This window comes from Methylobacterium dankookense, assembly GCF_902141855.1.
In the GTDB taxonomy this organism is placed as follows: domain Bacteria; phylum Pseudomonadota; class Alphaproteobacteria; order Rhizobiales; family Beijerinckiaceae; genus Methylobacterium; species Methylobacterium dankookense.
The window spans coordinates 1-25,454 of record NZ_CABFVH010000061.1; the positions used below are offsets into that span (position 1 = coordinate 1).

Consider the following 25,454-nt stretch of genomic DNA (forward strand, 5'->3'; position numbering starts at 1 on the left):
GGTCCACATGGCAGATCCAGGTCAGGTTTCAGCACCCTCTTGGAATCACTGCCATCCCGGCCACTCAACCCTGCCTCAGCCCCTTATCGGACGGGCTCTTAGCGCCTCTCACAAAACTCCCGGCGACGGGGAGATCTCCCTCTGGGCACGACGGCGCAGCGGGAGTTGTGTGAGGTGCTCTTACTCGGCCGGAGCCGGGTGACCCTTCTTCAGTTGCGGACCGCTTCCCGTGCGCGCCTGCTCCTGCTCGACCCAGAGGTCGTGGTGCGCGCGCGCCCAGGCCAGATCGACCTTGCCGCTACCCATGGCATCGTAAGCCCCCTCCATGCCCAACGTGCCGATGTAGATGTGGGCCAGGATGCCGGCGATGAACACAATGCCGATCACAGAGTGGACCACCTGCATCACCTGCATGCCGTTGATGTCGGTGAGGGTGAAGGGGAACAGCATCATCAGCCCAGTGATGCTCATCGCGGCGCCGAAGCCGGCCACCATCCAGAATACGCCCTTCTGACCGGCATTGAAGCGTCCGGCATGGGGATGCCCCTGACCGATGAGGCCGCCGCCGGCCTTGATCCAAGCCCAGTCGATCTTGCTCGGGATGTTGTCGCGCACCCAGACCACGAACATGAAAACGACACCGAGCATGAACGGCCACGCGAGGTAGACGTGGCTGTATTTCGCCCACTGTGCCAGAGCGCCGAATGCTTCAGGGCCGATCAGCGGCATCAGAAGCCGCTTACCAAAGATGTAGTTCAAGCCCGAAAGCGATAGGATGATGAAGCACACCGCCGTCATCCAGTGTGCGAAGCGCTCGAAGGCGTTGAAGCGCAGGATCTTCCTCCCCGATTCCTGGCTGTGCGCCATCATGATCCGGCCGCGGAACAAAAAGAACGCACATAGGGCGGCGAGCATTCCGAGAATGACCAGAGCGCCAATCCAAGGCAGCCAGCCTTCACGGAAATTCTGGTACTCACGGCCCTGCGGCTGGATCAGGTTCGCGGCCTTGCTGTCGGGGATCGAGATCCGGCCTGAGATCTTCGGGGCCTGCTTGAACAGAAATTCCTCGTTGACCGAGTCCGCGGTCGGCTTGGCTCCCATCGGGTTCTGGCCGTCGGCCTGGATCGGGTTCTGCGCCACTGCCGGCGCGAAGGCGCCCGGCGCCGCGGCGAGCAGGCCAGCGACGACGAGGGTGCTGAAGAGGGTCGTTGCCCGCCGCATCGGCGTTCCTTTCCAGGCGTCTCTGGGTTGGGTGCTACAGGCTTCTCGTGCCCCGGGGCTCCGGATCAGATCGCGACGGTCTCGCGGTAGGCCGTCTTCCAGCCCCAGGCGCCGGAGCCATAGCCGCGCTTGATCACGCGCTGCTTGTAGATCTCCGCGATCATCTCACCGTCGCCCGCGAGCAGCGCTTTGGTCGAGCACATCTCGGCGCAGAGGGGCAACTTGCCCTCAGCCAAGCGGTTCGAACCGTACTTCTCGTACTCGGCGGTCGAGAAATCGGGCTCGGGGCCACCCGAGCAGTAGGTGCATTTGTCCATCTTTCCGCGCGAGCCGAAATTGCCGACGCGTGGATATTGCGGCGCGCCGAACGGGCAGGCGTAGAAGCAGTACCCACAGCCGATGCAGATGTCCTTGGAGTGCAGCACGACGGCGTCGGCCGTGGTGTAGAAGCAGTTCACCGGACAGACGGAGGCGCAAGGCGCGTCCGTGCAGTGCATGCAGGCCATCGAGACCGAGCGCTCGCCGGGCTTGCCGTCGTTCAGGGTGACGACGCGCCGACGGTTGATGCCCCAGGGCACCTCGTGCTCGTTCTTGCAGGCCGTGACGCAGGCGTTGCACTCGATGCAGCGGTCCGCGTCGCAGAGGAACTTCATGCGGGCCATGGTCGGGTTGCTCCTCTCAGGCCGCCTTGATCTGACACAGGGTGCACTTCGTCTCCTGCATGCCGGTCACAGGATCGAAGCCGTAGGTGGTGACCGTGTTCACGCTCTCGCCCAGCACGACGGGGTCAGTTCCCCTCGGGTAGAAGTCGCGCATGTCCTTGCCCTGGTACCAGCCGGAGAAGTGGAAGGGCATGAAGGCCACGCCCTTGCCGACGCGGTCGGTCACCAGCGCCTTCACCTTGGCCTTGGAGCTGTTCTCGGGGCCGGTCACCCAGACCCACTGGCCGTCCTTGATGCCGCGCTCGGCGGCATCCCCGGTGTTGATCTCGACGAACATGTCCTGCTGCAGCTCGGCGAGCCACGGGTTGGAGCGGGTCTCCTCGCCGCCGCCCTCGTATTCGACCAGACGGCCGGAGGTGAGGATGATCGGGAAGTCCTTGGCGACGCCGCGATCCACCACCGACTTCTGCACGGTGAAGCCGATATTAGGCATGCGCAGCTGCCGCTCGTCGGGCCGGGTCGGGTACTTGGCCACGAGTTCGGGACGCGGCGAGTAGATCGGCTCGCGGTGGACCGGCACCGGGTCGGGCAGGTTCCAGGCATTGGCCCGGGCCTTGCCGTTGCCGAAGGGCGAGACGCCGTGCTCCAGGCAGACGCGCTGGATGCCGCCCGACAGGTCGGTCGCCCAGCTCACGGTGTCCGGCTTGTCGCCGCCGATCTTGAGGATCGTGGCGCGCTCCTCCTCGGTGAGATCCTGGTCCCAGCCGAGCTTCTTGAACACGCCGAAGGTGAATTCGGGGTAGCCGTCGGTGAGGTCCGAGCCCTTGGAGAAGGAATCCTCGGCAAGCAGGGTCTGGCCGTTGCGCTCCGTGCCGAAGCGGGCGCGGAAGGTGCCGCCGCCATCCTTCACGTGCAGCGCGGTGTTGTAGAGAATCGCCGAGCCCGGGTGCCGGATCTCGGGCTTGCCCCAGCACGGCCAGGGCAGGCCATAATAGTCGCCGCCGACCTCCGGGTCGTCCTTGGGTGCGCGCAGGGTGATCAGGTCGAACTTGTGCTGGTTGCGCATATGCGCCTTCAGGCGCTCCGGCGACTGCCCGCAATAGCCGGTCGACCAGCCGCCGCGGTTGATCTCCCGCAGGATGTCCTCGGCCTCCGGCACGCCGTCCACGACCTTGATGTTCTTGCAGAGCTTGTCGGCGAAGCCGAGCTTCTCCGCGAGGCGGTACAGGACCTCGTAGTCGTTCTTGGACTCGAAGGCCGGCTTCACGATCTGCTCGCCCCACTGGATCGAGCGATTCGAGGCCGTGCGCGAGCCGTCCATCTCCAGCGAGGTGCAGATCGGCAGCAGGTAGGTGTTGTCCTGGCGCGCATCGAGCGCCGCGAAGGTCGTCGGGTGCGGATCGGCGACCACAAGCAGTTCGAGCTTGTTCATGCCCTCGATTGCCTCGGGCATGCGGGTGACGGTGTTGCCGCCGTGGCCGAACACCATGAAGGCCTTGATCGGGCTCTTCTGGTCGATCTGCTCAGGAGGCAGGTTCACGGCGTCGAACCAGCGGGTCGAGGTGATGCCGGGCGCCTCCATGTTCTCCTTGCGGGACCGGGCCTTGCGGCCCGCCGACGCCGGCACCTCGTCGAAGCGCGACTGCAGCCACTCGTAAGGTACGTCCCAGACGCGGGCCCAGTGCCGCCAGCCGCCCTCGACGAGGCCGTAGTAGAGCGGCAGCGAGGTCACATCGAGGCCGAGGTCGGTCGCGCCCTGCACGTTGGTGTGGCCGCGGAAGATGTTGGCCCCCGTGCCGGGTTTGCCGACATTGCCGGTGGCCAAGCACAGGATGCAGAGTGCGCGCACGTTGGCGGTGCCGACCGTGTGCTGGGTCGCGCCCATGCACCAGATCAGGGTGGCGGGCTTCTCCGTGGCAAATTTTTCCGCCACGCGCCGGAGCTGCTCGCCCGGTACGCCGGAGACGCGCTCGACCTCGTCCGGCGTCCACTTGGCGACCTCCTTGCGGACATCATCCATGGCGTAGACGCGCTGGGCGATGAAGTCCTTGTCCTCCCAGCCGTTCTGGAAGATGTGCCAGAGGATGCCCCAGACCACCGGGATGTCGGTGCCCGAGCGGATGCGCACGTACTCGGTGGCGTGCGCCGCCGTGCGCGTGAAGCGCGGATCGATGACGATCATGTTGGCGCGGTTGATCTCCTTGCCGGACAGCACGTGCTGCATGGAGATCGGATGAGCCTCGGCCGGGTTGCCACCGAGGATGATCATCGTACGGGCGTTACGGATGTCGTTGTAGCTGTTGGTCTGGGCGCCATAGCCCCACGTGTTGGCCACACCCGCAACGGTCGTCGAGTGGCAGATGCGTGCCTGGTGGTCGACGGAGTTCGTCCCCCAGAGGGCGCCGAACTTGCGCATCAGGTAGGCGGCCTCGTTGGTGAACTTGGCCGAGCCCAGCCAGTAGACGGAATCGGCGCCGTTCTTCTCGCGGATCGCGGTGAGCTTGGTCCCGATCTCCTCGTAGGCCTGGTCCCAGGAGATCCGCTTCCACTGCCCGCCTTCGAGCTTCATCGGGTATTTCAGGCGGCGATCCGAGGAGACGAGCTCGCGGATCGCCGCGCCCTTGGCGCAGTGGGTGCCGCGGTTGATCGGGCTCGCCCAGGACGGCTCCTGACCGACCCAGACGCCGTTGACGACCTCGGCCGTGACCGTGCAGCCCACCGAGCAATGGGTGCAAACGTTCTTCCGAATGACCGTATCGGGGCCGGTGGCCGAGGAGCCGGCGGCCTCCGCGCGGCGCACCGCGCCGAGCTGGATCGAGCCGGCAGCGGCAAGCGCGCCAGCGGTCAATCCGGACTTGCGCAGGAAGGCGCGTCGGTCAAGCACGCCGGCCGCGAGCCCTGCGACCACCACTTGGTGCTTGGTTCGGCTCGCCTCGCCGCTCTTGCGCTTTGTCAGCATCGCAGCCTCACTTTGCGCCCGGGACCGGGTCAGCATTCTTCAGGAGGGTCTCGTAGCCGTTGGTGCGGTAGAACGCCTTGACGTGGTCGGTCAGGCGGTACCGGCTCTTGGTCTCGTCGTTGCCGGGGTCGTAGGCCTGCGCCTCGGTGGCGCCCATCGGCGAAGCGACCGCCGCTGCGGCGGCGACGGTGCTGCCGCCGAGCGCCCGGAAGAATTGGCGACGACCGAGTGCCTTCGGATCCTGTCGCATCGAACCATCTCCTTACGCGGCTCAGGCGCGCTCATTCCTGCTTCATCGCGCCAACGGCGCGCGATCTCGGTTTAATCCCGGCCTCAAGCGTCCATCGCGAAGGCTTCCGTCTCGACCGAAAGGAAGGCCTGTCCGAGCCCGCCGACCGCCCGATAGAACCGAGCGGCCTTCGCCCCTTCCAGATCTGCGAAGAAGCGCCCGGCCCAGGGTGCGACGTGCTGGGCGAAGAAGCGCGCTTGCGCGGTGTCCCCGGCGCCGAAGCGCCCCGCCGCGAGGCCCGCCATCACCTCGAGCAGGAAGGCGAGGTGGTCCTCCGGCTCGCTCATCCCGTCGACGCGGGCAAGTCCCAGCACGGTAAGATCAGCCCGGATCCGCGCCAGCGGGCGCTCGTTGAGGAAGCCGGTCAGGTAGTAGGAAGCGTAAGGCAGGAGCTCACCCCGTCCCACGCCGATGAAGAGCTCGAAGAACTCGCGCTCAACCGCCTCGGCTTGCGCCTGCGCGGCCGCCCGGCTTAGCTCCGCCACGGCGCGGCCGAGCACGCCCCCTCCGGGCGTGAGCGCGGCCAGCCCGTCGAGCAGAAACTGCTCCGGGGCGCGACCCAGAAGGACGGCGAGCAGATCGTAATGCTCGGCGCGCAACACGTCGACCTCGTCGACGCGACCGCCCGACACCGACGCTTCGCCGGCCGGCTCTCTCAACGCAGACGCTACCGAGCCCATGGCGCTCCTCGAGCCCCTCCTCGGGACCCATATTTTGGATTGATATTAAAAAGCATTCCAATCGCTCGCAATCTGAATTTTGCATGCTCACCCGGGCATCGCACCGCCATGGCGTCGCAACCGCGCCCGCGGCTGCGCGGTGGGCGCCGATGCCCGGGGAGGATGTGCGACCTGCGCTCTCCCCTGTCCCTCCGTGGGAGAGGCTTGCCCTGAAGGAGGGCCGGGAGCGGGGAGACCGGATTCCAGCTCGGTCTCAGCAGGTCGGCGGAGCTCGGACCCTGTCTGCCTCGTCGCTCCTCTCTCTCGATCCTCGCTGACGCGAGAGCCAGCCTCCCCTATTCCAAGTCGAGTTTGCTCGGCTTCGGCAGAGGCGAGCGGAATACGGGCAGGCCCGCGTTCCGTGGGGAGGGTGACGGGCGGCATGTGTTGCGCCGTCAAGGCTGCGTCGGCCTCTTCCGGCAGGGCGCCGACGAGCCGGCGCAGCATCGCTTTCACGTCATCGCCTGGGAGGAGCGGACCAAGGCCCGGGACCCCGCCCGGGCTGTTCCAGTCGTAGGCGTATTCCCGCGCCTCGCTCACGAAGTCGCGGATGGCCGGATCGAGCGACCACATCCGGCGCAAAGCCGCGTTGCGCACGGCCGTCGGCACGCCCGCGCGCAAGAAGGGAGCGAGATCGCTGTGGGGCGTCAGTGCGTCGAGGGGTGGAAGGTTCGCGAGCGGGTCCTCCGCGGCTGGTGCGGCAGGATCCGCATCCAGTGCGGTGGAGGTCGCGGCCGGTGGAAGCGCCTCGCCCGTGGTGAGTGTCTCCGGATCAGCCCCGGACCCATCGGCCTCGGGCTCCGCGGCCTGCGTGTCGGGCAAGCGGCGCTCGGCAGCCCGGACCGCGCGCTTACGCCGGGCCCAGCGGGAGAGGAAGCCGTCGCTCATTCGGACCGCTCCCGGGTTCCGGGTGCGCGGCGGGCGAGCGCTTCCGGGTCGGCCCGGTCGCGCTTGCGTTTCTCGAACCGGCGCTCGACGTGGAAAGCCTCGAAGAAGGCCAGCAGCTTGGCCTGGATTTCGGGGGGCATCGGCACCGCCTCGACGATCTCGCCGATACCCTCGGCCATGGCCTCGCCCTCGTAGGGGTCGGCCGTCACGCTCGCCACCTCGTAGGCCTCGTCCCCGGTGCTGCGCAGGCAGACCCATAGAGAGGGGCGCCCGGAGACGAGGTTGTCGCGGTAATGCGCGGTCTCGGCCGGATGCAGGGAGACCTCGTAGGCGCCGGCGTAGAAGGTCGCCTCGTCCTCGGTCTCCGAGAGCTTGGTCCAGGGCGCAGCCTCAGCCGCCGCAGGGAGTGCTGCAACCGGCAGCCAAGCGTGGCTCGCCCAGGGGCCTTTCAGGCGCTGCCGCGCGACCAGGATCCCGACCTCGAAATGATCTTCGGGCATCCGCGGCACCTCAGGCATCCGCCCGGCCGGCGGCCAGGGGCAATCCGACAACGAGATTGTGCGGCTTGAGATGCAGGGACTTGTCCGGCGCCATCGCCAGCAGGAGGTAGACCGGACGCTCCGCCACGGCGGCATCGACCGGCGTGCCCTCGGCGAAGGCGAGGCTGAACACGGCGAGCAGGCGCTCGCGCGTCGGGGCGTCGACCGCCTCGCCGCGCCAGAGCGCGTTGCCGATGCGGGTCGCCTCCGCGTCGAGGCCCACGAACCAGCGCCAGTCCGGATCCTCCAGCCGGTCGAGGGGCGTCACCGTCACGGCCGCATTGAGGAGGTGGTGAACGAAAGCTTCGATCGTCCGCGCCAGGCCCTCCCGGCCGCGCTCGCCGGAGAGGTTGAACGCCATCGAAAAGGCGTCCGAGCGGCTCCAATAGGTCCAGGAACTCTCCTCGGTGAGCACGTCGAGTTCGGTCATCGCGTCCCGGCCCAGCATCGCCACGAGGGGCGAGAGCGGGGCGGTTCCCTCCCGAGCGGCGATCACCTCCGCGTCCGCGAGCAGCACCGCCCCCTCGTGGAAGCTCACCCGCTGGCCACGGAAGAACAACTCGGCTGCGCGCAGCACGAAGGGGTCCTCGCAGCCGTCGAGCGCGTTACGCAGGATCAGGTGGACGAGCTGGCCGAGGAACAGCGAGGGCACCCCGGTCAGGTTGCCCCGTACCAGCGACAGGTAGGCCGCCTCGACCGAGGGCGCGGCGAGGAGGTGGTCGCGGAAGGCGAGCAGCACCTCCCAATTCTCGCGCGCATCCGCGTCCGCGATCCGCGCGATCTCCTCCGGCGCCACCAAGCGCCGCGGGGTCTCCATCAGGGCAGCGTGGAGCGCGCGCTCGGCCGAGCAGGCCTCCTCGGGCGGCACCAACTCGGGCCGGGCCAGATAGGCGAGCAGCAGCCCGTCCGTGATAGCGAGGCCGCCGCCCTCGGTGCGCTGCACGAGATGGTGGCCGCTCGAGACCCAAAACTCGGTCATCGTACTCAGCGTCCTTGCTCAGCGTCCTTGGGCCGGACCGCGCAGGAGGCCCACGAGGTCGGCCTGCTCCTCGGCCTCCTCGCCCAGCTCCTCGTCGGTCTCGACGATGTGGATGGCGCGCCCATGCAGCCTGTCGCCGCCCTGGCGCTGGTGAAGGGTGCGGAAATCCTCGCGGATCTCGCCGTCCACGGCCGTGCGGTGCATCGCCACCACGCTGCCGACGGGCAGATCGCAGAGCGAGGCGGCGACCGCGATCTCCTCACGCGCGGCGCCGCGGGCGGCCTCGCGGTCCGGCGCGCCAAAGCGCGCGTGGATATGGGCGGCGAGGTCCTCTACGGCAGCCTCGCGCTCCGCCTCGCTCGCCTCGCTGACCACGACGAGAGTCGAGAAGCCGAGGGAGCGTACCCCCACGAAGCCGGAGCGGAAGGCGGCCCGGGCCTTGGCGTCGAGCGCTGCCGCGTCGGCCTCGAAGAAAAGGAACGATCCGGTCACCGCCCACTCGCCGGGCTCGGCCGCGTGCGCGAACACGAAGGTGTCGGAGGGATCGAGCCGCAGGGTCCGCGGCAGCTTCAGACTCACAGCCGCACTCCGGTCTCGGGATCATGCCAGGCGGGGCTCAGAAGGCCGGGCGCGAGGCGCAGCCGCTCGATCCGGCCGTCCGGGTGGGCGAGCCGAGCATCGCCGGTCTCGTCGAGTGCGACCTCGGCGCCCGGCGCGCCGTCGAGCCGGGCGAGGTAGCGCGCCGCGAGATGCGCGAAGCCGTCCTCCCGCCAAATCTCGAATGCCTTGGTCAGGTGACGGGCGAAGCTCTCGGCGAGTGTGTTCTGCAGGCCAGCGGGAAAACCCTCCTCCTCCAGCGCGGTCGAATCCGGCGTCAGACCCGGATCGCCCGCTGTGGCCTTCGAGGCCAGGAGCGTCGCAGAGAAGACGAGCCAGTTCGGCTCGACGTCCTCCGTGCAGGTTGTCGGCCAAGCGAGGCGCCCGCCGCCGAGCCGTGCGCCGTTGAACATCACGGTCCCGGGCCAGAGGACGCGCACCGGAATCTCCGGGGGGCCGAACACGCCGACCGCGTCGGCGAGCGCTGCCATCCCGGCGAAGAAGGCCCGCCGCGCTGTACGTAGCGGCTCGTCCGGTGCGAGGATCACGGCGAGGTCGAAGAGGTCGTCGCGAGCGCCGAGCACCAGGGTCGCGGCCTCGCCTTCGCCCGTGGCGGCCAGTCGGCAGGCTGCGTCATGGGCCCCCGCGGCCGCGGCACAGGCGCTGAAGCCTGGCGGCAGGACCAGCCCGGCATGCGGGGAGACGTCGAGGAGGGCGGCCATGGCGTCAGGTGCGGGGCGGTGAGGAGGGGGGACGGAAGCAGTCTGCGCCCGCATGTCGGATCGTAGTTTCGAATGCTTCGAGTATAAGGGACCTGCCCCCTCCCGCGAAGGGGCCCATGCGCCTCGTCCCGTCTCAGGTTTCCATCCCGTGTCCGACCGTCTCGTCTTCGCCTGCTCCTGCGAGCGGACGATACCTCTCGATGAAGCCGCCCTGGCCAAGGCCTGCGGCAGCCGGCTGCTCACCGCCGATCAGCTCTGTGGGCGCGAGCTCGACCGTTTTCGCGAGGCGCTCGCCACGGGGGCGCCCGTGACGGTGTCCTGCACCCTGCAGGCGCCGCTCTTCGACGAGGTCGCCGAGGACTTGGAGGCCGAGAACCGGGTCGCTTACGCCAAGATCCGCGAGACGGCGGGCTGGTCGTCGGAGAGCGCTTCGGCCGGCCCGAAGATGGCCGCACTGCTTGCCGCCGCGGCCGAGCCGGTACCGGACGCAGGGACCGTCGCGCTGGAGAGCCGCGGCGTCGCCCTGATCTACGGACGCGACGAGACGGCGATCGAGGTCGGGCAGCGGCTCGCCGAGCACCTCGACGTGACGGTGCTGCTCTCGCGACCCGGCGCCGTCGCTCCGCCCCACCGCAACGCCTTCCCGGTACTGCAGGGCACGGTGCGGACCGCGAAGGGCCATCTCGGCGCGTTCGAGCTCGGCATCGACGACTACGCGCTGCCCGCACCGTCCTCGCGCACGCAGCTCGTGTTCGGCCCTGCGCGCAACGGCGCCGTCTCGACCTGCGATCTCGTGCTCGACCTCACGGGCGGCACGCCGCTCTTCCCCGCGCACGAGCTACGCAGTGGCTACCTGCGGGCGGACCCGCGCGACCCCGCCGCCTTGGAGCGCGCGCTCGCGCAGGCCTCGCACCTCGTGGGCGAGTTCGACAAGCCGCGCTTCATCGCCTTCCACGCCGAGCTCTGCGCCCATTCGCGCTCGCGCATCGTCGGCTGCACCCGCTGCCTTGAGGTCTGCCCGACCGCGGCCATCGCGCCCGCCGGCGACAGCGTGGCGATCGATCCTCACATCTGCGCCGGCTGCGGTTCCTGCGCCTCCCTCTGCCCGACAGGCGCGGCTGCCTACGCCCTGCCGCCCGCCGACGCGCTGATGCGCCGGCTGCGCAGCCTGCTCCGGGCCTATCGCGCGGCCGGGGGCGCCACTGCGCTGGTGCTGTTCCACGATGGCGACCACGGCGAGCCCTTGATCGACGCGCTCGGCCGCTACGGCGCCGGCCTGCCGGCCCATGTCCTGCCGGTGCAGGTCAACGAGGTGACGCAGATCGGGCCGGAGGTCTTTGCGGCGCTCTTCGCCTACGGGGCGGCCGGTGCACGGGTCTTGGTCCGGGCGCGGCCGAAGCACGACCTCGACGCGCTCCGCCGCACGCTGGCGCTCGGGCATACTCTGGCGCAAGCCCTCGGCTATGGGGGCGCGGACCCGGCCACCCCTGTGGTCGCTGCAATCGAGACGGACGACCCGGATGCGCTGGGTGAGGCCCTGCGCGGCGTTGCCCCGGGCCGGTCGAGCGTCGTGCCGGCAGGCTGGGTGCCGGAGGGCGGCAAGCGCGCCGTGCTGCGCCAAGCCTTCATAGAGATGCATGTCGCTGCGCCAGGGCCGGTGCCGTGCATTCCGCTGGCGGCCGGGGCGCCCTTCGGCGGGCTCGAATTCCGCATCGAGGCTTGCACACTCTGCCTCGCCTGCGTCGGCGCCTGCCCGACGCACGCGCTCTCCGACAGCCCCGACCGACCGCTGCTCGCCTTCGAGGAGAGCCTGTGCGTGCAGTGCGGGCTGTGCGCGGCGACCTGCCCGGAGGACGTGATCTCCCTGCATCCGCAGGTCGATTTCGAGGCCTGGGCGGCACCGCGCCGCGTGGTCAAGGAGGAGGAGCCCTTCGCCTGCATCGCCTGCGAGAGGCCTTTCGGCACACGCTCGACCATCGAGCGGGTGATCGGACGTCTGCGCGACCAGCACTGGATGTTCACTGGCCCGGCCGGTGAGGAACGCATCCGCTCACTGATGATGTGCGAGGATTGCCGCGTCGAAGCCGCGCTCAACCAAGGCTTCGACCCGCACGCGATGCCGGAACGGGCCAAGCCCCGAACCACTGAGGACTACCTGCGCGAGCGGTCCGGCGGCGACTTGACCTAGAGCGCGCTCCGCCGAAGTGGACACCGGTTCGGCGAAAGAGAGCGCGTCGAAACAAGGACTGAGAGCCGATCTCGATTGCAACGCGATCGGGATCGGCTCTGGCAGGGTCGCGCAGCGGTCCTACAGTGCCGGCCGTGCTGGAGCCTCAGCGCGGCGCCGTCGCCGTCTCAAGGAAACGCACAAGCGCCTCCCGGTCCGCGGCGCTGCCAATGGTCTGTTCGGGCATCTTCGTGCCCGGGGTGTAGCGGGCGGGGCCGACCTCGAAGAGGCGAGCCACCGTTTCGGGCGTCCAGACGATATCCATGCGGGTCAGGGGCTCCGAGTAGCGATAGCCCGGCACGCTGGCGATGCGGCGGCCAAAGATGCCGGCGAGCGTCGGCCCGGCCCGGTTGCCCTCGTCGGGTGAGAGGGTGTGGCAGGCGATGCAGGCCCGGAACACCTCGGCACCGCGATTGCCGTGATAGGCCGCCAGCGCGTCGGCAGGGCGTGGCATGGCGAGTGCCCCGATCGGCTCGCCGCTGCGCGCGTCCCAGCGTCGCACCAGGCGGTCGCTGCCGCCAGTGACGAGCTCGACCCCGTCGGGCCGCCAGGCGAGCGACCAGACCGGGAGGCCCGGCCCGACCAGGCGCGCGAGGATCCGGCCCGTCGCGCGATCGACCACCGCCACGGTGCCGCCCGCCGTGGCGGCGGCGATCCGCGTCCCGTCCGGCGAGGGCGCGAGCGCCACCACCGGATTCGGGCCGACCTCCACCGCGAGCCGGACCCCGCCGTCCGCGCGCAGGAGGCGCAAGACAGCGTCGGCGCCGGCCGCAGCGATCTCGCCGTCCGCGGTCACGCAGAGCGCGCTCAGAGCGCTCGGCAGGGTCGCGACGGTGCGTGGGGCGCTCTCGGGAGGCCAGATCCGCACGGTGGCGTCGGCGCCCGCCGTGACCGGCCGCCCGTCGGGCAGGAAGGCCACCGCGTTGACGTTGCCCTGGTGCCCCGTCAGGACCCGGGATGGGCCGCCGTCGAGGGGCCAGATCCGCGCAGTGCCATCCCAGGAGGCGGAGCCGAGATGGCGGCCGTCTGGCGCGACCGCGAGGCCCGCCACCGGGCCGGCATGGCCCGTGAGCCATTGCTCGGGCTCCGTTCGCCCGAGGCGCCACAGGGCGATCCGGCCGTCCTCGGAGGCACTGGCGAAGCGCCCGTCGGGGAGGGCTGCCACCGCGTTCACCGCGCCGTCGTGACTTCGCAGCACGGCCAGCGCGGTTCCCGTATCGATGCCCCACAGGATGGCCGACTGGTCGAAGCTGCCCGAGATGGCGAGCCGCCCATCCGGGCTGACCGCAAGGGCGCGCACCGGGCCGCCGTGGCCGCGCAGCTGAGCCGCGGCCGGGCCGGCGAGCAGCAGCGCGGCGAGCAGACCGACGAGGGATGGCAGGCGTTGTATCATCGGGGACTAGGTCGCGGGGTGGGCGGCGGACCATAACCGAGGGGCCTGGGCGGTGTCGCCCGGATCCGGGGGGCGATCCTGCGCCGCGCGCATCCGAGTCTTGATCCGCGGTCAGGGTTGGCGCATCGCGGGCTTCATGATGCCGCGCAAGATCGCTTCTACGATCGGCCTCGCCGAGATCGTCCACGAAGTGCCGGAAGATTTCTTCCGGCAGGGCCGCGCGATGCCGACCTCCCGCGCTGCCAGCGACGGCTTGGTCGAGCGGCCCGACCGCGTCGCCTGGGGCGAACGCCTCACCGACTATCCGCACGACCTGCTTTGGTAAGCGGCCGATGCCGATTCTCCACGAGACCCTGCTCCGCCTGTGGACCCTCGACCGCGACGTCATAGCGATCGCGTGGCTATCCCTCCGCGTCAGCCTCACCGCGGTCTCGATCGGTCTCCTGGTCGGTATCCCGCTTGGAGCCCTTGTTGCCGTGGCCCGCTTCCCGGGATGCGGGATCTTGACCGGCCTGCTCAACGCCTTCATGGGGCTGCCCCCGGTCATCGTCGGGCTTGTGCTGTACCTCGTCCTGTCACGGTCCGGGCCACTCGGGTCGCTCGGCCTTCTGTTCACGCCGTCAGCGATGATCGCCGCGCAGGCAACGCTGGCGACGCCGCTCGTCGCCGCGCTGACCCGGCAGGTTGTGGCCGACGCGGAGATCCATCTCGGCGAGCAGTTGCGCTCGCTTGGCCTCTCGGCACCGCGCCGGGCCGGCATCCTGATCTACGACGTCCGCTTCTCGCTGGTTACGGCCGCGTTGGCCGCCTTCGGTCGCGCGATCTCCGAGATCGGCGCGGTGCTCGTCGTCGGCGGCAACATCGCCGGGCATACCCGGACTATGACGACCGCGATCTCCCTGGAGACGCAGAAGGGGGATCTGAGCCTCGCCCTTGCCCTCGGCCTCCTGCTGATGGGCCTTGTCGTCGCCGTGAATGCGGTCGCGGCGCTGCTGCGAGGTTATGCTGCTAAGGCATACGGATGAGCGCAACATCCGCTATCCAGCTCGACGCGGTGAGCTTGAGTCTCGGCGGTCGTCCGGTTCTCGACCGGCTCTCCGCCAAGATCGCGCTTGGCGGGATCACGGCCCTGGTCGGGCCGAACGGCGCCGGCAAAAGCGTGACGCTCCGGGTGATCGACGGGCTGCTGCGACCCGATTCCGGCACCGTGCGGATCGCCGCGCGGCGTCGGGCCTTCGTGTTCCAGACTCCGGCGCTGATCCGGGCCAGCGCGGCCGCCAACATCGCTCTCGCCCTGCGGAGCCTGTCCCGCCGCGCGCGCGCGGCGCGGGTGCGCGACGCGCTCGCCCGCGTCGGCCTCCAAGACCGTGCGGAGGATGCCGCCACCCGCCTCTCAGGCGGCGAGCAGCAGCGGCTGGCGCTTGCCCGCGCCTGGGCCATCGAGCCCGACCTCCTGCTCCTCGACGAGCCGACCGCAAGTCTCGACCCGGCCGCCACCGACATCGTGGAAGGCTTGGTCACCGAGATGGCACGCGACGGCGCCACCGTGGTCCTGGTCTCGCACAATCTCGGCCAAGTCGCGCGACTGGCCGGTGCCATGATTGTGCTGGCAGGGGGCCGCGCGGTCGAGCAGGGTGCACCCCACCAGATCCTGCTCAAGCCTCGAACGCCCGAAACGCGGGCCTATCTTGCCGGAGAACTGCCTTGGACCTCCTTCGCCGCGGCCTCCTGACCCTCAGTCTCGCCGCCATCCTGGGCGCCGCATCGCCGGCTTGTGCCGAGCCGGCCTCCATCGTCGTGGCATCCACCACCTCGACCGAGCAGTCGGGCCTGTTCAAGCACATCCTGCCGATGTTCAAGGACAAGACCGGCATCGACGTGAAGGTCGTGGCGCTGGGCACCGGCCAAGCCCTCGACTCCGCCCGCCGGGGTGATGCCGACGTGGTTCTGGTCCACGACCGGCCAGCGGAGGACAAGTTCGTCGCGGAAGGCTTTGCCGAGGCGCGCCACGACGTGATGTACAACGACTTCGTGCTGATTGGGCCGGCCTCGGACCCTGCTCGTATCAAGGGGCTCGGCGTGCTCGAGGCCTTCCGCCAGCTCGCGGCGGCCAAGCCCCCCTTCGTCTCGCGCGGCGACCGCTCCGGCACCCACAGCGCCGAGCTGCGCGCCTGGAAGGACTCGGGCATCGATCTGGCTGCGGCGCGCGGCGACTGGTACCGCGATGTCGGCCAGGGCATGGGGCCGGCGCTGAACACGGCCTCGGCGCTTGGCGCCTATATCCTCGCTGACCGCGGCACTTGGCTCTCGTTCAAGAACCGAGGCGACCTCACGATCCTCGTCCAGGGCGATCCGCGCCTGTTCAACCCCTACGGAGTGATGCTGGTGAACGCGCACCGGCATCCGACAGTGAAGGTCAAGGAAGGCCAGACCTTCGTCGATTGGCTGATCTCGCCCGAGGGCCAACGCGCCATCGCGAGCTACAAGATCGATGGCGAGCAGCTGTTCTTTCCGAGTGCTGCTCAAACGGCAAAGTGACACCGGGCTCCGAGTGCCTGACAGAACGGGCAGGGATAGGGCGAGATGAGTTGCTGGCGCCGCTTGCGCGACCGGCAAGCGGCGGGTGTGTGGGGGCGCCTGCATCAGGTGCCGCCTGGAGGCCCCCCTGGCTTCGATGCAGGAGCCGCGCGACGAGAGGGCCGCCTGAGACCGCGTCCGGTTGATCGGACCGGAGGCGGTCTCGGCCAAGCCCGCACGGCGCCTGAGCGAAGGCGACATCCGCCATCCCGAAGGGATCACCCGGATGTCGTATGAGATGTCGCGCTCAGGCTCGACGCAGTGCCCGTCAAGCTGAAACGAACACCGGTTGAACCGGTCGCACCTTTTCGTTGCCGCTTCCTGGATCGCTTTTCCGAAGTCCGATGCCCAGCGCACCCACCGCGATGTCCGCCGCCGTCCTCGTCGTCGAGGACGAGAGCATGGTGCGCATGGTCGCCGTCGACATGCTGGAGGATGCAGGGTTCCCGGTCCTGCAGGCCGCCACGGCCGACGCCGCCTGGGCGATCCTGGAGAGGGCCAAGGAAGTCGGCGTTCTGTTCACCGACATCGACATGCCGGGCTCGATGGACGCCCATGCTGGGCATCACCACGTCCGAGAACACCGCATCGAAGCGTTAGAGCCGTTCCCGATCGCGTTGCAATCGAGAGCGGCTCCAAGCCTTTGTTTTGACGCGCTCTCTTTAGCCGAACCGGTATCCACTTCGGCGGAGAGCGCTCTAAGGGTACCGCCTCGATCTCCGCCAGCACCGTCTCGGCCATACGGCGCGCTTCCGAGGCGAAACCGGACCGCTGTCCCATTCGGTCAAGCTGCCTTGCTCAGCCTCGGTAGGCTTCTGCGCGCCGCGATCCGATGTGGCTCTCGAAGTTTGCCCTCGTCGTCCTGACGGTTGGCGACGTTGGTCCGATCGGAAGCCGGACTGACGTGCGGGGGCTACATCCGGCGCGCGCCATAGATGATGGGGATTTTCCTGAAGCCGCCTGCTCGAGCGGGCACTTCACCGGAGGCGGTCATGGATGTCACCAGACGGATCTTCGCTGCGGGCGCTGCAACGCTTCCCTTCGCCGGCTCGGGTCTGCCCTACGCCCGGGCTCAGAGCATGGTCCAGGACGCGCCGCTCATCGGCAATAACGCGGTGGCCGATCCGCTTGAGCTGGCCGTGGAGGCCTACATCTACGGCTACCCGCTCGTCACCGTGGAGATGACCCGCCGCGTCCTCACCAACGTGGCCGCGCCCGAGGGCAAGAACGCCCCTATGGGCCAGTTCGCCAACCTGCGGGCCTACCCGGACGCGAAGTTCCGCGCCGTCACCGCGCCCAACGCGGACACGCTCTACTCCAGCGCCTTCCTCGACGTTGGGAAAGAGCCCTACCTCCTCAGCATCCCGGAGGAGGACGGGCGCTACTTCCTCATGCCGATGCTGAGCGCCTGGACGAACGTCTTCGCGGTGCCGGGCAAGCGTACCACCGGGACCGGGCCGCAGACCTACTTCATCGCAGGACCCAACTGGAGCGGCAACGTACCCACCGGCGCCAAGCTCATCCAGGCCCCGACGAGCCTGATCTGGATCATCGGGCGGACCTACTGCACGGGCACGCCCGAGGACTACAGGGCGGTGCACGCCGTCCAGGATCAATACCGGCTCGTCCCGGCGAGCGCGGCCGGCCAAGCCTACGCCCCGCCCGCGGGCCGGGTCGATCCAGGTATCGACACGAAGACGGCCGTGCGCGAGCAGGTCAACCGCATGACCGCGACGGCCTACTTCAACCTCTTGGCCGCGCTGATGAAAGACAACCCCCCGGCGCTCGCGGACGGTGTTCCGGTCGCCAAGATGGCGTCCCTCGGCATCATACCCGGTCAGCCCTTCGATCCGGCAGTCCAGCCGCCCGCCGTTCGGGCGGCCATCGAGCAGGCACCGAAGGAGGCCATTCCCCGCATCATGGGGCACCTGAAGACGACGGGTCAGCACGTGAACGGCTGGACCTTCACGACGGATGGCGGCGACTACGGCAAGGACTACTTGCAGCGCGCACTCGTGACCGCGGTCGGGCTCGGCTGCAACCTGCCGCAGGATGCAGTCTACCCCCTGACCACGGTCGATGCCGCGGGCCGGAAGCTCAACGGTGCTTCCAAGTACGTGATGCGCTTCCCTGCGGGCGAACTGCCGCCCGTCGAAGGCTTCTGGTCGCTGACGATGTACGACGCGGACTATTTCTTCGTCGACAACCCCATCAACCGGTACTCGGTCAGCCCGCGCAACGACCTCAAGGCCAATCCGGACGGGTCGGTCGATCTCTTCATCCAGGCTGAGAGTCCCGGCGTGCAGCGGGAGTCGAACTGGCTGCCGGCCCCGAGAGGGCCGTTCGCTTTGATGATGCGGACCTACTGGCCGAAGGACGCCGTGCTCAACGGATCGTGGTCACCGCCGCCGGTCACCCGCAGCACGAGCGCCACGCTCTGAGGCGCCCCAGCAGGGATGCGGGTCGGCGGGGCGCACCAAAACGCTCGGTCCGCCCCTGGCGCTGATGGTGTGAACGCAGTGGAGAGATAGGAGGCATGCATGCGCTTCACTCGCATGGCCGCGATCGTCCCCATCCTCATCGCTCCCTACGCTGCGACTGCGGATATCAAGCGCCTCAAGGCTGTCCCGGAGGCGTTCTGGGGCGAGTGGATCGTGGCCGGACAGTCGTGCACGAAGAGCGATCAGCCGCCCCTCTCGATCACCGCGTCGGCATACACCCACGCCGACGCGCGATGCACGATAGACTGGGTTGGTGAAACCGCCGGACGAGCCGGCTCGATCTACTCCGCTCACATGCGATGCTCGACCGGCGAACAGCCGCAGCCGTCGATTGCGAACCTGATCCTCGTTTCGGAGGAGAACGGCATGGTCTCGCTGGGGTCGGATTTCAAAAGCCTCCAGAGCTATCAGCGTTGTCCAGCCGAGTGAGAGCTGAAGCCGCACACAGGAGATCTCCAATAACAGGCCGGAGCGAAATAGCCGTCAGCGGGAGACGCCGCAGCTGCAGTGAGATTCACGACATCAGCGACAGTCGCGCTGCGCTCGCTTCTGTCAGAACGCAGGAGGCCATCCGTGACGCCGGCGGCGAATCGAACGGAAGCTCAGATCGCACCCGCAGCAGGCCTCGATGATCCCGCTACAGGGGGCCCCGAGCATTCATGGGCTCGGCGCGCCATTGATGAGGTCGAGCGTTATCTCTGGTTTGCTCTCTACCTCGTCGTGGTCCTAGGAACGCTGATTCTCTTTAGTCTCAACATCTACGCCCGCGTCGATCACGATGTTCCACACTACTCGAGCCACCACTTCTACGTTCTCGGCCTGATCAACGCGCTGGTATTTGCCAAGATCATGCTGCTGGCCGAGGCGGTAGGCGTCGGCTCCCGCCTCATCGGGCGACGCTTGGAGGCGGGACGGCTTGTCACGGTGATCCTCTATCGGGTGTCAGCTTTCACCGTCGTGCTGGTCGCGGCGTACGTACTGGAGGCGGTGCTGGAGGGGATGTGGCATGGGAAGGCGGTGGAGCAGGTCCTCTCCGAGGTTGCCGGAGGCCCACTCGGCCTGGTCTCGCTTGCCTGGACCTTGCTGGTGGCGCTAATGCCCTACTTCGCTTACCGCGAACTCGGTCGGGTGCTCGGCCACAGGAGGTTGCGGGCGATTATGCTGAAGCCCGGCAGCGCAGTCCCAGATGGCGTTGAGCCTCAGGTTCCGACACAGTCTCCGTTCGTCGCTCCTTGAAGACGGTTGCCGCGTCGCTCGACCAATCCGGTTCCGATCGCACTGCGGCTCGCGGATCAGGACGGGAACGGAAGCAGCGAGCCAGCCGAGGAAGGTGGCGCTCACTGCGCCGCGACGAGCGTCGTGGCGGCCCGAACTCCCGGCTCTGGTGAGAGGCTCGCCCGTCGATGGTCGAGGGCGTGCCGCGCATGCGCCAGGGCCGTCGAGAAGGCCGACATCCGATCCGTGTCGCCGCCTCCAGGCGAATTGCCCAGCACGGCCGAGACGAGCAGGTGGAACTCCTCGTCCAGAGCGGCGAGCCCCGAAGCGTCCGCGCGAGGCGCAGCATCCGCAATCTCGACCAGCCGCTTGATCGGCCGCCAATCCGCCTCCGACCGACGCCGGCTCCAGTAGGTTGTTGCGGCGGCAAACAGCGAGCCGGCCAGGCTGAGGGCGAGGCCACCGACGTAGAAGTACTGCTGGAACTGGTCGAAGAAGCTCTGATCCCCATTGTTCAGGTAGTCCGCAACACCCGGGTGCACCGGCAGGAGCGGCCCTTTGGCGTCCGGGTCGGGCGCCTCGATCTGGTTGGCAAGCGGCGTCAGCGCCATGAACTTGGCCTTTGTCGTCAGGATCGAGCGGGCAATGGCCGCCGCGACCACATTCGGCATCAGCTCCGGCGCGGCAAACCGATAGGTGACCGCGAGCGTGGTCACGGTGTCGCTCGGTGTGGCCGGCCTTGCCCGGAACGCGCCGGTGGGCACGTCGATAGTCTCGAAGCCGGGAAAGCGTTTGCCGATGGTCTCCGCTTCATCGAGCCCGAGAATCCCCGGGGTTCCCTTCGTCGCGTGGGCGATGGCGGCAACGACGTCGACGACCTCCCCGGGCGCCATGGGACCGACGGCGAGGATGGCGGCGACCTTCTTCTGTTGGGCGGCCTCACCCAATTCGCCGACGGACAGGAAGACCCTGCCGACGTCCTTCGCGGGCACGTCGAAGTAGCCCAGCACCGTGTCGAGGATCTGGGCATTGTAGGCCTGCAGCCGCCCGGCCGGGATTCCGACGGTCTTGCCTGCCAAGTTCGCTATCGAACTGACATGGCTCTTGGGTGGGAGGATGAAGGCGACGACGTCCCGGCGCAGGATGACGATGGTCTGGCCGTTGGCGGGTGGTGCCACGTCGCTGCGCACGATGGCGAGGTCCGTGCGTCCGTCTTCCAGCGCCTTGGCGCTCGCCGCCAGGTCGTCGACCTGCACGAGGTCCAGGTTGATGCGGGGATGCTGGGTTTTCGCGACGGACGCGAAAGCCGAGATGAAGCGCTGGGCTGTGCTTCCTGGTGGACCCGTAGTGATGCGCAGGTTGGCGTGCGGCGACCAGACGTGAGCCAGCCCGAACCCGGCAGCGACGAGGAGCAGCCCCCCTATGACAGCGACCAGGCGGCCCCAGCGTCGACGGCGCGGCACGCGAACGGCGGCCCGCTCCTGACCCTTCGTCTCAGGACTGGGATCGATGAGCGTCGCGTCTGACATCGCCGCGGCCCTCTCGCTGTCTTAGAGCCGTTCCCGATCGCGTTGCGATGGGGCACGGCTCTAAGTCTTTGGTTTGACGCGCTCTCTCTCGCCGAACCGGCATCCACTTCGGGGGGGAGCGCTCTAGCCTTGTCATGCTGGGGCATGCTGCAGGTACAGGTCTGCGCGTTCGCGCGACGCGCGTCCGATTCCGTGGAGCCATCCCCGGCGCTCGATGTTCATCAGCAGTCATCGCAGACGCCGTCGTGCTTCAGAAGCCGCTGATCTATGCGGTGGTCACGTCGATCTATCTGCCGAATTTGTGACGCTTCGTCGCCTCGTCGGACGCCTTCGCTGACATCAAGCGGGGACGTCGTAATCGAGTCCCGCTCCATGCGGTTGATCTGCGCATCCGTGGGGATCGTGACGGTGCCCTGAGCGGTGCGGACGTTCGGATTCGCCTGCGCCTCACCTCCGAACGTCCCGAGAAAGAAGGCAATGGTCACCACGCCACCGCGTGTCCATGAACTCGGCAACTCTGTCTCCCTGGTATGCTCAGAACGAATGGAGATTTCGCACTCTAGACATTCTTCGTTCTTTTGACTTGGTCAAAGGGGACAGCCCCCGAGCGAATTGCGTCTGCGCCGAGCACGGCGCTGTTCGACGAGCTCGTCTGCTGGGAGACGATGGCCCGTCGGGCCGTGCGGATCGCGCGGGTCAACTTCCGCATCCCAGGCGAAACGCACAGCGCGTGAATGCGCCCGGCCGCGCGTGCTGACTGCTTCAATGGCAGGGTGATGCCGACAGGCCAGCCCCGGCAATGAGCGCGAGAAACGGGACGGGTCGATCGGCCGATCCCCGATCATGGTGCGCCGGCAGCCTCGTCCTTCTCCAAATCGGACTCGGAGGCTGCCTCGGACGGATCCGGGACGATCCGCACACCGAGGGCCGTGAGGAACCAGATGCCCTCCCGACCGCGTTCGCGGCCCCGGATCCGCGGCCTGAGCAGTCCGCGCGCCAGCAGCGACCGGACCGTGCTCATCTCCCAGGGGCGCACGGACACCAGGGCGCCCTCCCGCCGCATCCGCTGCAGGAGCGCCCGCTGCCCCGGCGTGAGCGCCCGCCAGGATGGTCGCTTCCGAGGCTCCATCATAAAACGTTGAATTATACCAATTTGAGACTTGTCAACGGAAGCGGACGGGCTGGGCGGCTCCTTTTCCTGGCCGGTCATTTCTATTCACCGAGAAGCCGTACGGCATGGCCAGCGCTCACGGATCGATGTCCGTCGCCGGCGCCGGGACCGCAGCAGGAATTCCGTTCGGCACGATCCATTGGCTTTTGAAAGTTGATGCCGTCCTTCGAAGACCGTGACAGGAAATTACACTTAGCAATAGAAATTCGATAAAATATCAATCTTTCTAGAAGTATTGATGCAATATATTTGGGAATTTAATTTCGCGCTGGTCGATCGGGATGCGTCATCATAATACTGACGGTGATTTGCATATGAGATTTATTCAAAATCATTTTGATCGGGTCGGATCTGTCCGTCGTGATGGGTGTTCCAGGTCGTTGCCCAAGCTCGATGTCAAGGATTTTTGGGAAATGGTGCTTTCAGGGGCATCCGATTGCGCGCATGATCATGGAAGGCGTGATCAATAATTCGTCCAAATCGACGTTTCATGGACAATATAATCGGATCGACATCGTTGAATTATCCGGCTTAAATTTTGGGTTGTTGAGCCAAATATCCCCATTAAAATCGACACAAGACAGTTCTTGAAAATAGCAATTATTGCATCGATGTGTCGGAGCGGAGAAGATATTTAACATTTGCTGGTGCACGAGACATGAAATGCCTCGTATTGTCCCGCTTGCTGCCGCATCGCCCAGGGAAGGCGGCGCGGCTTTCCGCGTCCATCGAATCTGCAAGGAGAAGCGTCCAGAAATGCTTGACGAAGGCGCGGTCGCTTGCGGCTGCGCTGCGGCGGGTATCGACGCGCGCGACGCTGAGCCCGTCCCGACCTTCTTCATCCCCTGACGCGCATCGGACGACAGCCGGGCCGCATCGGTCCGGCGACACCCTGCGACCACGCGGTGAAAGGACGTTCCGCCATGGACTTCTATTCCGTCAACGGCTCAGGCAACAATCTGGCTCGGTCGAACCTCAATGCGGCCGGCAGCGATTTCGCGCGACTGGGCGAGGCCCATTTCGCGGACGGGATCTCGTCCCTGATGTCCGGGCCGAACCCGCGGTCGATCAGCAATATCGTGGTCGGGCAGGGGGATCCGACGATCCCGAACCCGCAGGGCTTCTCGGGCATGCTCTATGCCTGGGGGCAGTTCATCGATCACGATCTCGATCTCGCGGCCAGCGACGGCGTCACGCATATCGACGTCACCATTCCACAAGGCGACGCGTTCTTCCCGGCCGGCAGCCTGATCCCGATCACGCGCGCCGTCGTCGATCCGGGGACAGGAGCTGGAACAGGCAAGCCCGCGATCGCCGTGAACACGGTCACGGGCTGGCTCGATGCCTCGATGGTCTACGGCTCGGATGCGGCCACGGCGGCGAGCCTGCGGCTGCCGGACGGGCACATGGCGACCTCGGCGGGCGACAATCTGCCGATCGTGAACGGGTCCTTCGTTGCCGGTGACGTCCGCGCTACGGAGAACCCGTCGCTCACATCGCTTCAGACGCTCTTCGTGCGCGAGCACAATTTCCAAGTGGATCGTCTGCACACGGCCCATCCGGACCTCGACGGGGATGCCCTCTACAGCCAAGCCCGGGCGATCGTGACGGCTGAGATCCAGCACATCACCTACGACGAGTTCCTGCCGCACCTTCTCGGATCCGGCGCGATCCCGGCCTATCAGGGTTACGATTCGCGGGTGGACCCGAGGATCAGCGTCGAATTCGCTGGCGCAGCCTACCGGTTCGGTCACTCGATCGTCTCTGCGGAAACCGAGCGTGTCGACGAGGCCGGCAATCTGGTCGGCCCGGAGCTCGAGCTTCGGGATACGTTCGGGATGACGCCGGCGGCCTTCGCGGCGTCATCCGGAGCCGACGGCTTCCTGCGTCACCTCGGCGACGATGCTTCGCAGACGATGGATGCCCGCATCGTCGAGGATCTGCGGAACTTCCTCGTCGATCCGCCGGTCGGCATGGATCTGGCGAGCATCAACATCCAACGCGGCCGGGATCTCGGGCTCGGCACCCTCAACGAGACCCGTGCGGATCTGGGCCTCGCGCCCTACCGGGATTTCTCCGAGATCACCGACGATCAGGCCACGGTCGCAGCGATGCGCCAGGCCTTCGGCACGGTGGATGCCGTCGATCTCTGGACCGGCGGCCTCGCCGAGAAGCACGCATCGGGCTCGATGCTGGGGCCGACCTTCTCGGCGATCGTCGGCTCGCAGTTCGAGCGTCTGCGCGACGGCGACCGTCTCTGGTACCAGAACGGCCAGTTCGACCGGCAGACGTTGAACGACATTCGACACACGACGCTGTCGGATATCATCGCGCGCGACACCGACACCCGGTACATCCAGGATGACGTCTTCACCTTCTACGATCGCCACAGCAGCGATGTGGCGCCCGAAGAGCCGGACGCGCAACAGCTCGTGATTGGCACGAGCGGCGCTGCATCGGTGATCGGCGGGCAGAAGGACGACATGCTGGTCGCCGGCACGGGCCGCCAGACCCTGACGGGCAATGGCGGAAGCGATCAGTTCGTCTTCACCGCGAACACGCGCGCCGTCATCATCGACTTTCAGCCGGGCTCGGACCATCTGATCTTCGAAGGAGGTGCCGGGCCGGGAGGCGAAGCGTCCGACCCGGCAGGGGCCGCCCGTCTCGTTCGCGGGCACCACGGCCGGCAGGGGCCCCCGGCGGAGCCCGTGATATCCCAAGACCACGGACACGCGGTCGTGACCTATGGGAGCGTCCGCGTCGATCTGCCGGGCGTATCGGCGACCGCGCTCACCCCGAGCGATTACACCCTCGCTTGACCATTGATCGGCCGTGTTAGGGGGGCGACGGTCCTGCCATGGCTGGCGCGGGCTGCCATCCGTTCCGCCGAGCCGGAGATCCCGTTCGGCGGCGAGCGCTCTCAACGGTTGTCGGCGAAGTGAAAAAGTGGTGCCACAAGTCCGGACCAATCGCTCCCCCACGACATCCGGGCTCGTGTTCACCTTCCATGCGCGGGCGGCGTAACCGAGCCCGCCAGCAAGCTCGCGGCAAGGCAGCCGACCTATCAGGCCGCCATGCCTGCACCCGCCTGTCCGTCGTCCCGACCTGCGCGCCTGGCGCGACGGCGTCGCGAATCTGAACCCCGCCAAGTCCCCGTGCCCTGGCCTCTAGGTCGCGAACCCATAACGGTGGGCACGGGTGAGGCGTGCCGTCGTTAACCCTCTGGCGAGGGAGGGTTCTGGATGGCGCGGTTCGACCTGACGGAT

General features: G+C 67.7%; 25 protein-coding genes. 10 read left to right on the forward strand and 15 right to left on the reverse strand.

The genetic code is table 11. From position 1 onward, the window contains the following. Positions 1-180: 180 nt before the first annotated feature. The 10 genes from MTDSW087_RS26620 to MTDSW087_RS26665 all read right to left on the reverse strand — a co-directional run bounded on the left by MTDSW087_RS26620 (position 181) and on the right by MTDSW087_RS26665 (position 9,575). Positions 181-1,221, reverse strand: a complete 1,041-nt coding sequence (locus tag MTDSW087_RS26620; protein ID WP_144768300.1) for a formate dehydrogenase subunit gamma — start codon at positions 1,219-1,221, stop codon at positions 181-183. Between the two features lie 65 nt (positions 1,222-1,286). After that, a complete protein-coding gene (gene fdh3B, locus MTDSW087_RS26625) occupies positions 1,287-1,883 on the reverse strand; it encodes a formate dehydrogenase FDH3 subunit beta (RefSeq protein WP_144768302.1) in 597 nt (198 codons plus the stop codon). Between the two features lie 16 nt (positions 1,884-1,899). Beyond that, positions 1,900-4,842: a formate dehydrogenase subunit alpha gene (locus MTDSW087_RS26630; RefSeq protein ID WP_144768304.1), complete on the reverse strand. Its 2,943-nt coding sequence runs from the start codon at positions 4,840-4,842 to the stop codon at positions 1,900-1,902. Positions 4,843-4,849: 7 nt separating this feature from the next. Next, positions 4,850-5,092 carry a formate dehydrogenase gene (locus MTDSW087_RS26635; protein WP_144768306.1) on the reverse strand — a complete coding sequence of 81 codons (243 nt, stop codon included), beginning with the start codon at positions 5,090-5,092 and terminating at the stop codon, positions 4,850-4,852. An 83-nt stretch (positions 5,093-5,175) separates the two neighbouring features. Further along, the gene (locus MTDSW087_RS26640) at positions 5,176-5,811 is read right to left on the reverse strand and encodes a TorD/DmsD family molecular chaperone (RefSeq protein ID WP_144768308.1); all 636 of its coding nucleotides are present in this window, start codon (positions 5,809-5,811) and stop codon (positions 5,176-5,178) included. An 87-nt stretch (positions 5,812-5,898) separates the two neighbouring features. Continuing rightward, the gene (locus MTDSW087_RS31525; protein WP_144768310.1) at positions 5,899-6,738 is read right to left on the reverse strand and encodes a DUF3306 domain-containing protein; all 840 of its coding nucleotides are present in this window, start codon (positions 6,736-6,738) and stop codon (positions 5,899-5,901) included. Further along, positions 6,735-7,238 (reverse strand): DUF3305 domain-containing protein, encoded by a 504-nt coding sequence (locus MTDSW087_RS26650; RefSeq protein ID WP_238178740.1) that lies wholly within the window; start codon positions 7,236-7,238, stop codon positions 6,735-6,737. The genes MTDSW087_RS31525 and MTDSW087_RS26650 overlap by 4 nt, the downstream gene beginning before the upstream one ends. A 10-nt stretch (positions 7,239-7,248) precedes the next feature. Beyond that, complete coding sequence (locus MTDSW087_RS26655) at positions 7,249-8,256, reverse strand: DUF6352 family protein (RefSeq protein ID WP_144768314.1); 1,008 nt, start codon at positions 8,254-8,256, stop codon at positions 7,249-7,251. A gap of 18 nt (positions 8,257-8,274) precedes the next feature. Further along, positions 8,275-8,835 carry a DUF6505 family protein gene (locus MTDSW087_RS26660; protein ID WP_144768316.1) on the reverse strand — a complete coding sequence of 187 codons (561 nt, stop codon included), beginning with the start codon at positions 8,833-8,835 and terminating at the stop codon, positions 8,275-8,277. Continuing rightward, complete coding sequence (locus MTDSW087_RS26665) at positions 8,832-9,575, reverse strand: biotin/lipoate--protein ligase family protein (protein WP_144768318.1); 744 nt, start codon at positions 9,573-9,575, stop codon at positions 8,832-8,834. Before MTDSW087_RS26665 ends, MTDSW087_RS26660 begins: the two co-directional genes overlap by 4 nt. Positions 9,576-9,723: 148 nt before the next feature. Between MTDSW087_RS26665 and MTDSW087_RS26670 the strand changes: the two genes are divergently transcribed. Next, on the forward strand, positions 9,724-11,763 hold the full coding sequence (locus MTDSW087_RS26670) for a 4Fe-4S binding protein (RefSeq protein ID WP_238178739.1): 2,040 nt from the start codon (positions 9,724-9,726) through the stop codon (positions 11,761-11,763). A 145-nt stretch (positions 11,764-11,908) separates the two neighbouring features. Here MTDSW087_RS26670 and MTDSW087_RS26675 read toward each other — a convergent pair whose 3' ends face one another. Then, positions 11,909-13,195, reverse strand: coding sequence for a c-type cytochrome (locus MTDSW087_RS26675; RefSeq protein WP_144768321.1), 1,287 nt, complete (start codon positions 13,193-13,195; stop codon positions 11,909-11,911). A gap of 100 nt (positions 13,196-13,295) precedes the next feature. Here MTDSW087_RS26675 and MTDSW087_RS26680 point away from each other — a divergent pair, with 100 nt between their 5' ends. The 4 genes from MTDSW087_RS26680 to MTDSW087_RS26695 are packed head-to-tail and all read left to right on the forward strand — an operon-like array spanning position 13,296 to position 15,733. Continuing rightward, complete coding sequence (locus MTDSW087_RS26680; protein ID WP_144768323.1) at positions 13,296-13,520, forward strand: hypothetical protein; 225 nt, start codon at positions 13,296-13,298, stop codon at positions 13,518-13,520. Positions 13,521-13,527: 7 nt separating this feature from the next. Then, positions 13,528-14,220 (forward strand): ABC transporter permease, encoded by a 693-nt coding sequence (locus tag MTDSW087_RS26685; RefSeq protein ID WP_144768325.1) that lies wholly within the window; start codon positions 13,528-13,530, stop codon positions 14,218-14,220. Beyond that, complete coding sequence (locus MTDSW087_RS26690; RefSeq protein WP_144768327.1) at positions 14,217-14,927, forward strand: ATP-binding cassette domain-containing protein; 711 nt, start codon at positions 14,217-14,219, stop codon at positions 14,925-14,927. Before MTDSW087_RS26685 ends, MTDSW087_RS26690 begins: the two co-directional genes overlap by 4 nt. Further along, positions 14,900-15,733 (forward strand): ABC transporter substrate-binding protein, encoded by an 834-nt coding sequence (locus MTDSW087_RS26695; protein WP_144768329.1) that lies wholly within the window; start codon positions 14,900-14,902, stop codon positions 15,731-15,733. Before MTDSW087_RS26690 ends, MTDSW087_RS26695 begins: the two co-directional genes overlap by 28 nt. Positions 15,734-16,040: 307 nt before the next feature. Here MTDSW087_RS26695 and MTDSW087_RS31355 read toward each other — a convergent pair whose 3' ends face one another. Then, positions 16,041-16,307 (reverse strand): hypothetical protein, encoded by a 267-nt coding sequence (locus tag MTDSW087_RS31355; RefSeq protein WP_306421680.1) that lies wholly within the window; start codon positions 16,305-16,307, stop codon positions 16,041-16,043. Between MTDSW087_RS31355 and MTDSW087_RS31360 the strand changes: the two genes are divergently transcribed. The 4 genes from MTDSW087_RS31360 (at position 16,198) to MTDSW087_RS26715 (ending at position 19,509) form a co-directional block, all read left to right on the forward strand. Further along, the gene (locus tag MTDSW087_RS31360) at positions 16,198-16,638 is read left to right on the forward strand and encodes a hypothetical protein (RefSeq protein WP_306421679.1); all 441 of its coding nucleotides are present in this window, start codon (positions 16,198-16,200) and stop codon (positions 16,636-16,638) included. The two genes, MTDSW087_RS31355 and MTDSW087_RS31360, sit on opposite strands and share 110 nt — an antisense overlap. Positions 16,639-16,764: 126 nt before the next feature. Then, positions 16,765-18,213, forward strand: coding sequence for a DUF1254 domain-containing protein (locus MTDSW087_RS26705; RefSeq protein WP_144768333.1), 1,449 nt, complete (start codon positions 16,765-16,767; stop codon positions 18,211-18,213). Between the two features lie 99 nt (positions 18,214-18,312). Next, positions 18,313-18,702, forward strand: a complete 390-nt coding sequence (locus MTDSW087_RS26710) for a hypothetical protein (RefSeq protein ID WP_144768335.1) — start codon at positions 18,313-18,315, stop codon at positions 18,700-18,702. Positions 18,703-18,846: 144 nt separating this feature from the next. Beyond that, entirely contained in the window at positions 18,847-19,509 is a 663-nt protein-coding gene (locus MTDSW087_RS26715) for a hypothetical protein (protein ID WP_144768337.1), read from the forward strand. A gap of 101 nt (positions 19,510-19,610) precedes the next feature. Here the strand turns inward: MTDSW087_RS26715 and MTDSW087_RS26720 are convergent, their stop codons facing one another. The 3 genes from MTDSW087_RS26720 to MTDSW087_RS30465 all read right to left on the reverse strand — a co-directional run bounded on the left by MTDSW087_RS26720 (position 19,611) and on the right by MTDSW087_RS30465 (position 22,059). After that, complete coding sequence (locus MTDSW087_RS26720; protein WP_144768339.1) at positions 19,611-21,017, reverse strand: TAXI family TRAP transporter solute-binding subunit; 1,407 nt, start codon at positions 21,015-21,017, stop codon at positions 19,611-19,613. A 221-nt stretch (positions 21,018-21,238) separates the two neighbouring features. Continuing rightward, positions 21,239-21,505, reverse strand: coding sequence for a hypothetical protein (locus tag MTDSW087_RS26725; protein WP_144768341.1), 267 nt, complete (start codon positions 21,503-21,505; stop codon positions 21,239-21,241). 353 nt (positions 21,506-21,858) lie between these two features. Continuing rightward, positions 21,859-22,059 carry a hypothetical protein gene (locus tag MTDSW087_RS30465; RefSeq protein WP_186384011.1) on the reverse strand — a complete coding sequence of 67 codons (201 nt, stop codon included), beginning with the start codon at positions 22,057-22,059 and terminating at the stop codon, positions 21,859-21,861. A 1,052-nt stretch (positions 22,060-23,111) separates the two neighbouring features. Between MTDSW087_RS30465 and MTDSW087_RS26735 the strand changes: the two genes are divergently transcribed. Next, complete coding sequence (locus tag MTDSW087_RS26735) at positions 23,112-25,007, forward strand: peroxidase family protein (protein WP_144768343.1); 1,896 nt, start codon at positions 23,112-23,114, stop codon at positions 25,005-25,007. The last annotated feature ends 447 nt before the right edge of the window (positions 25,008-25,454 follow it).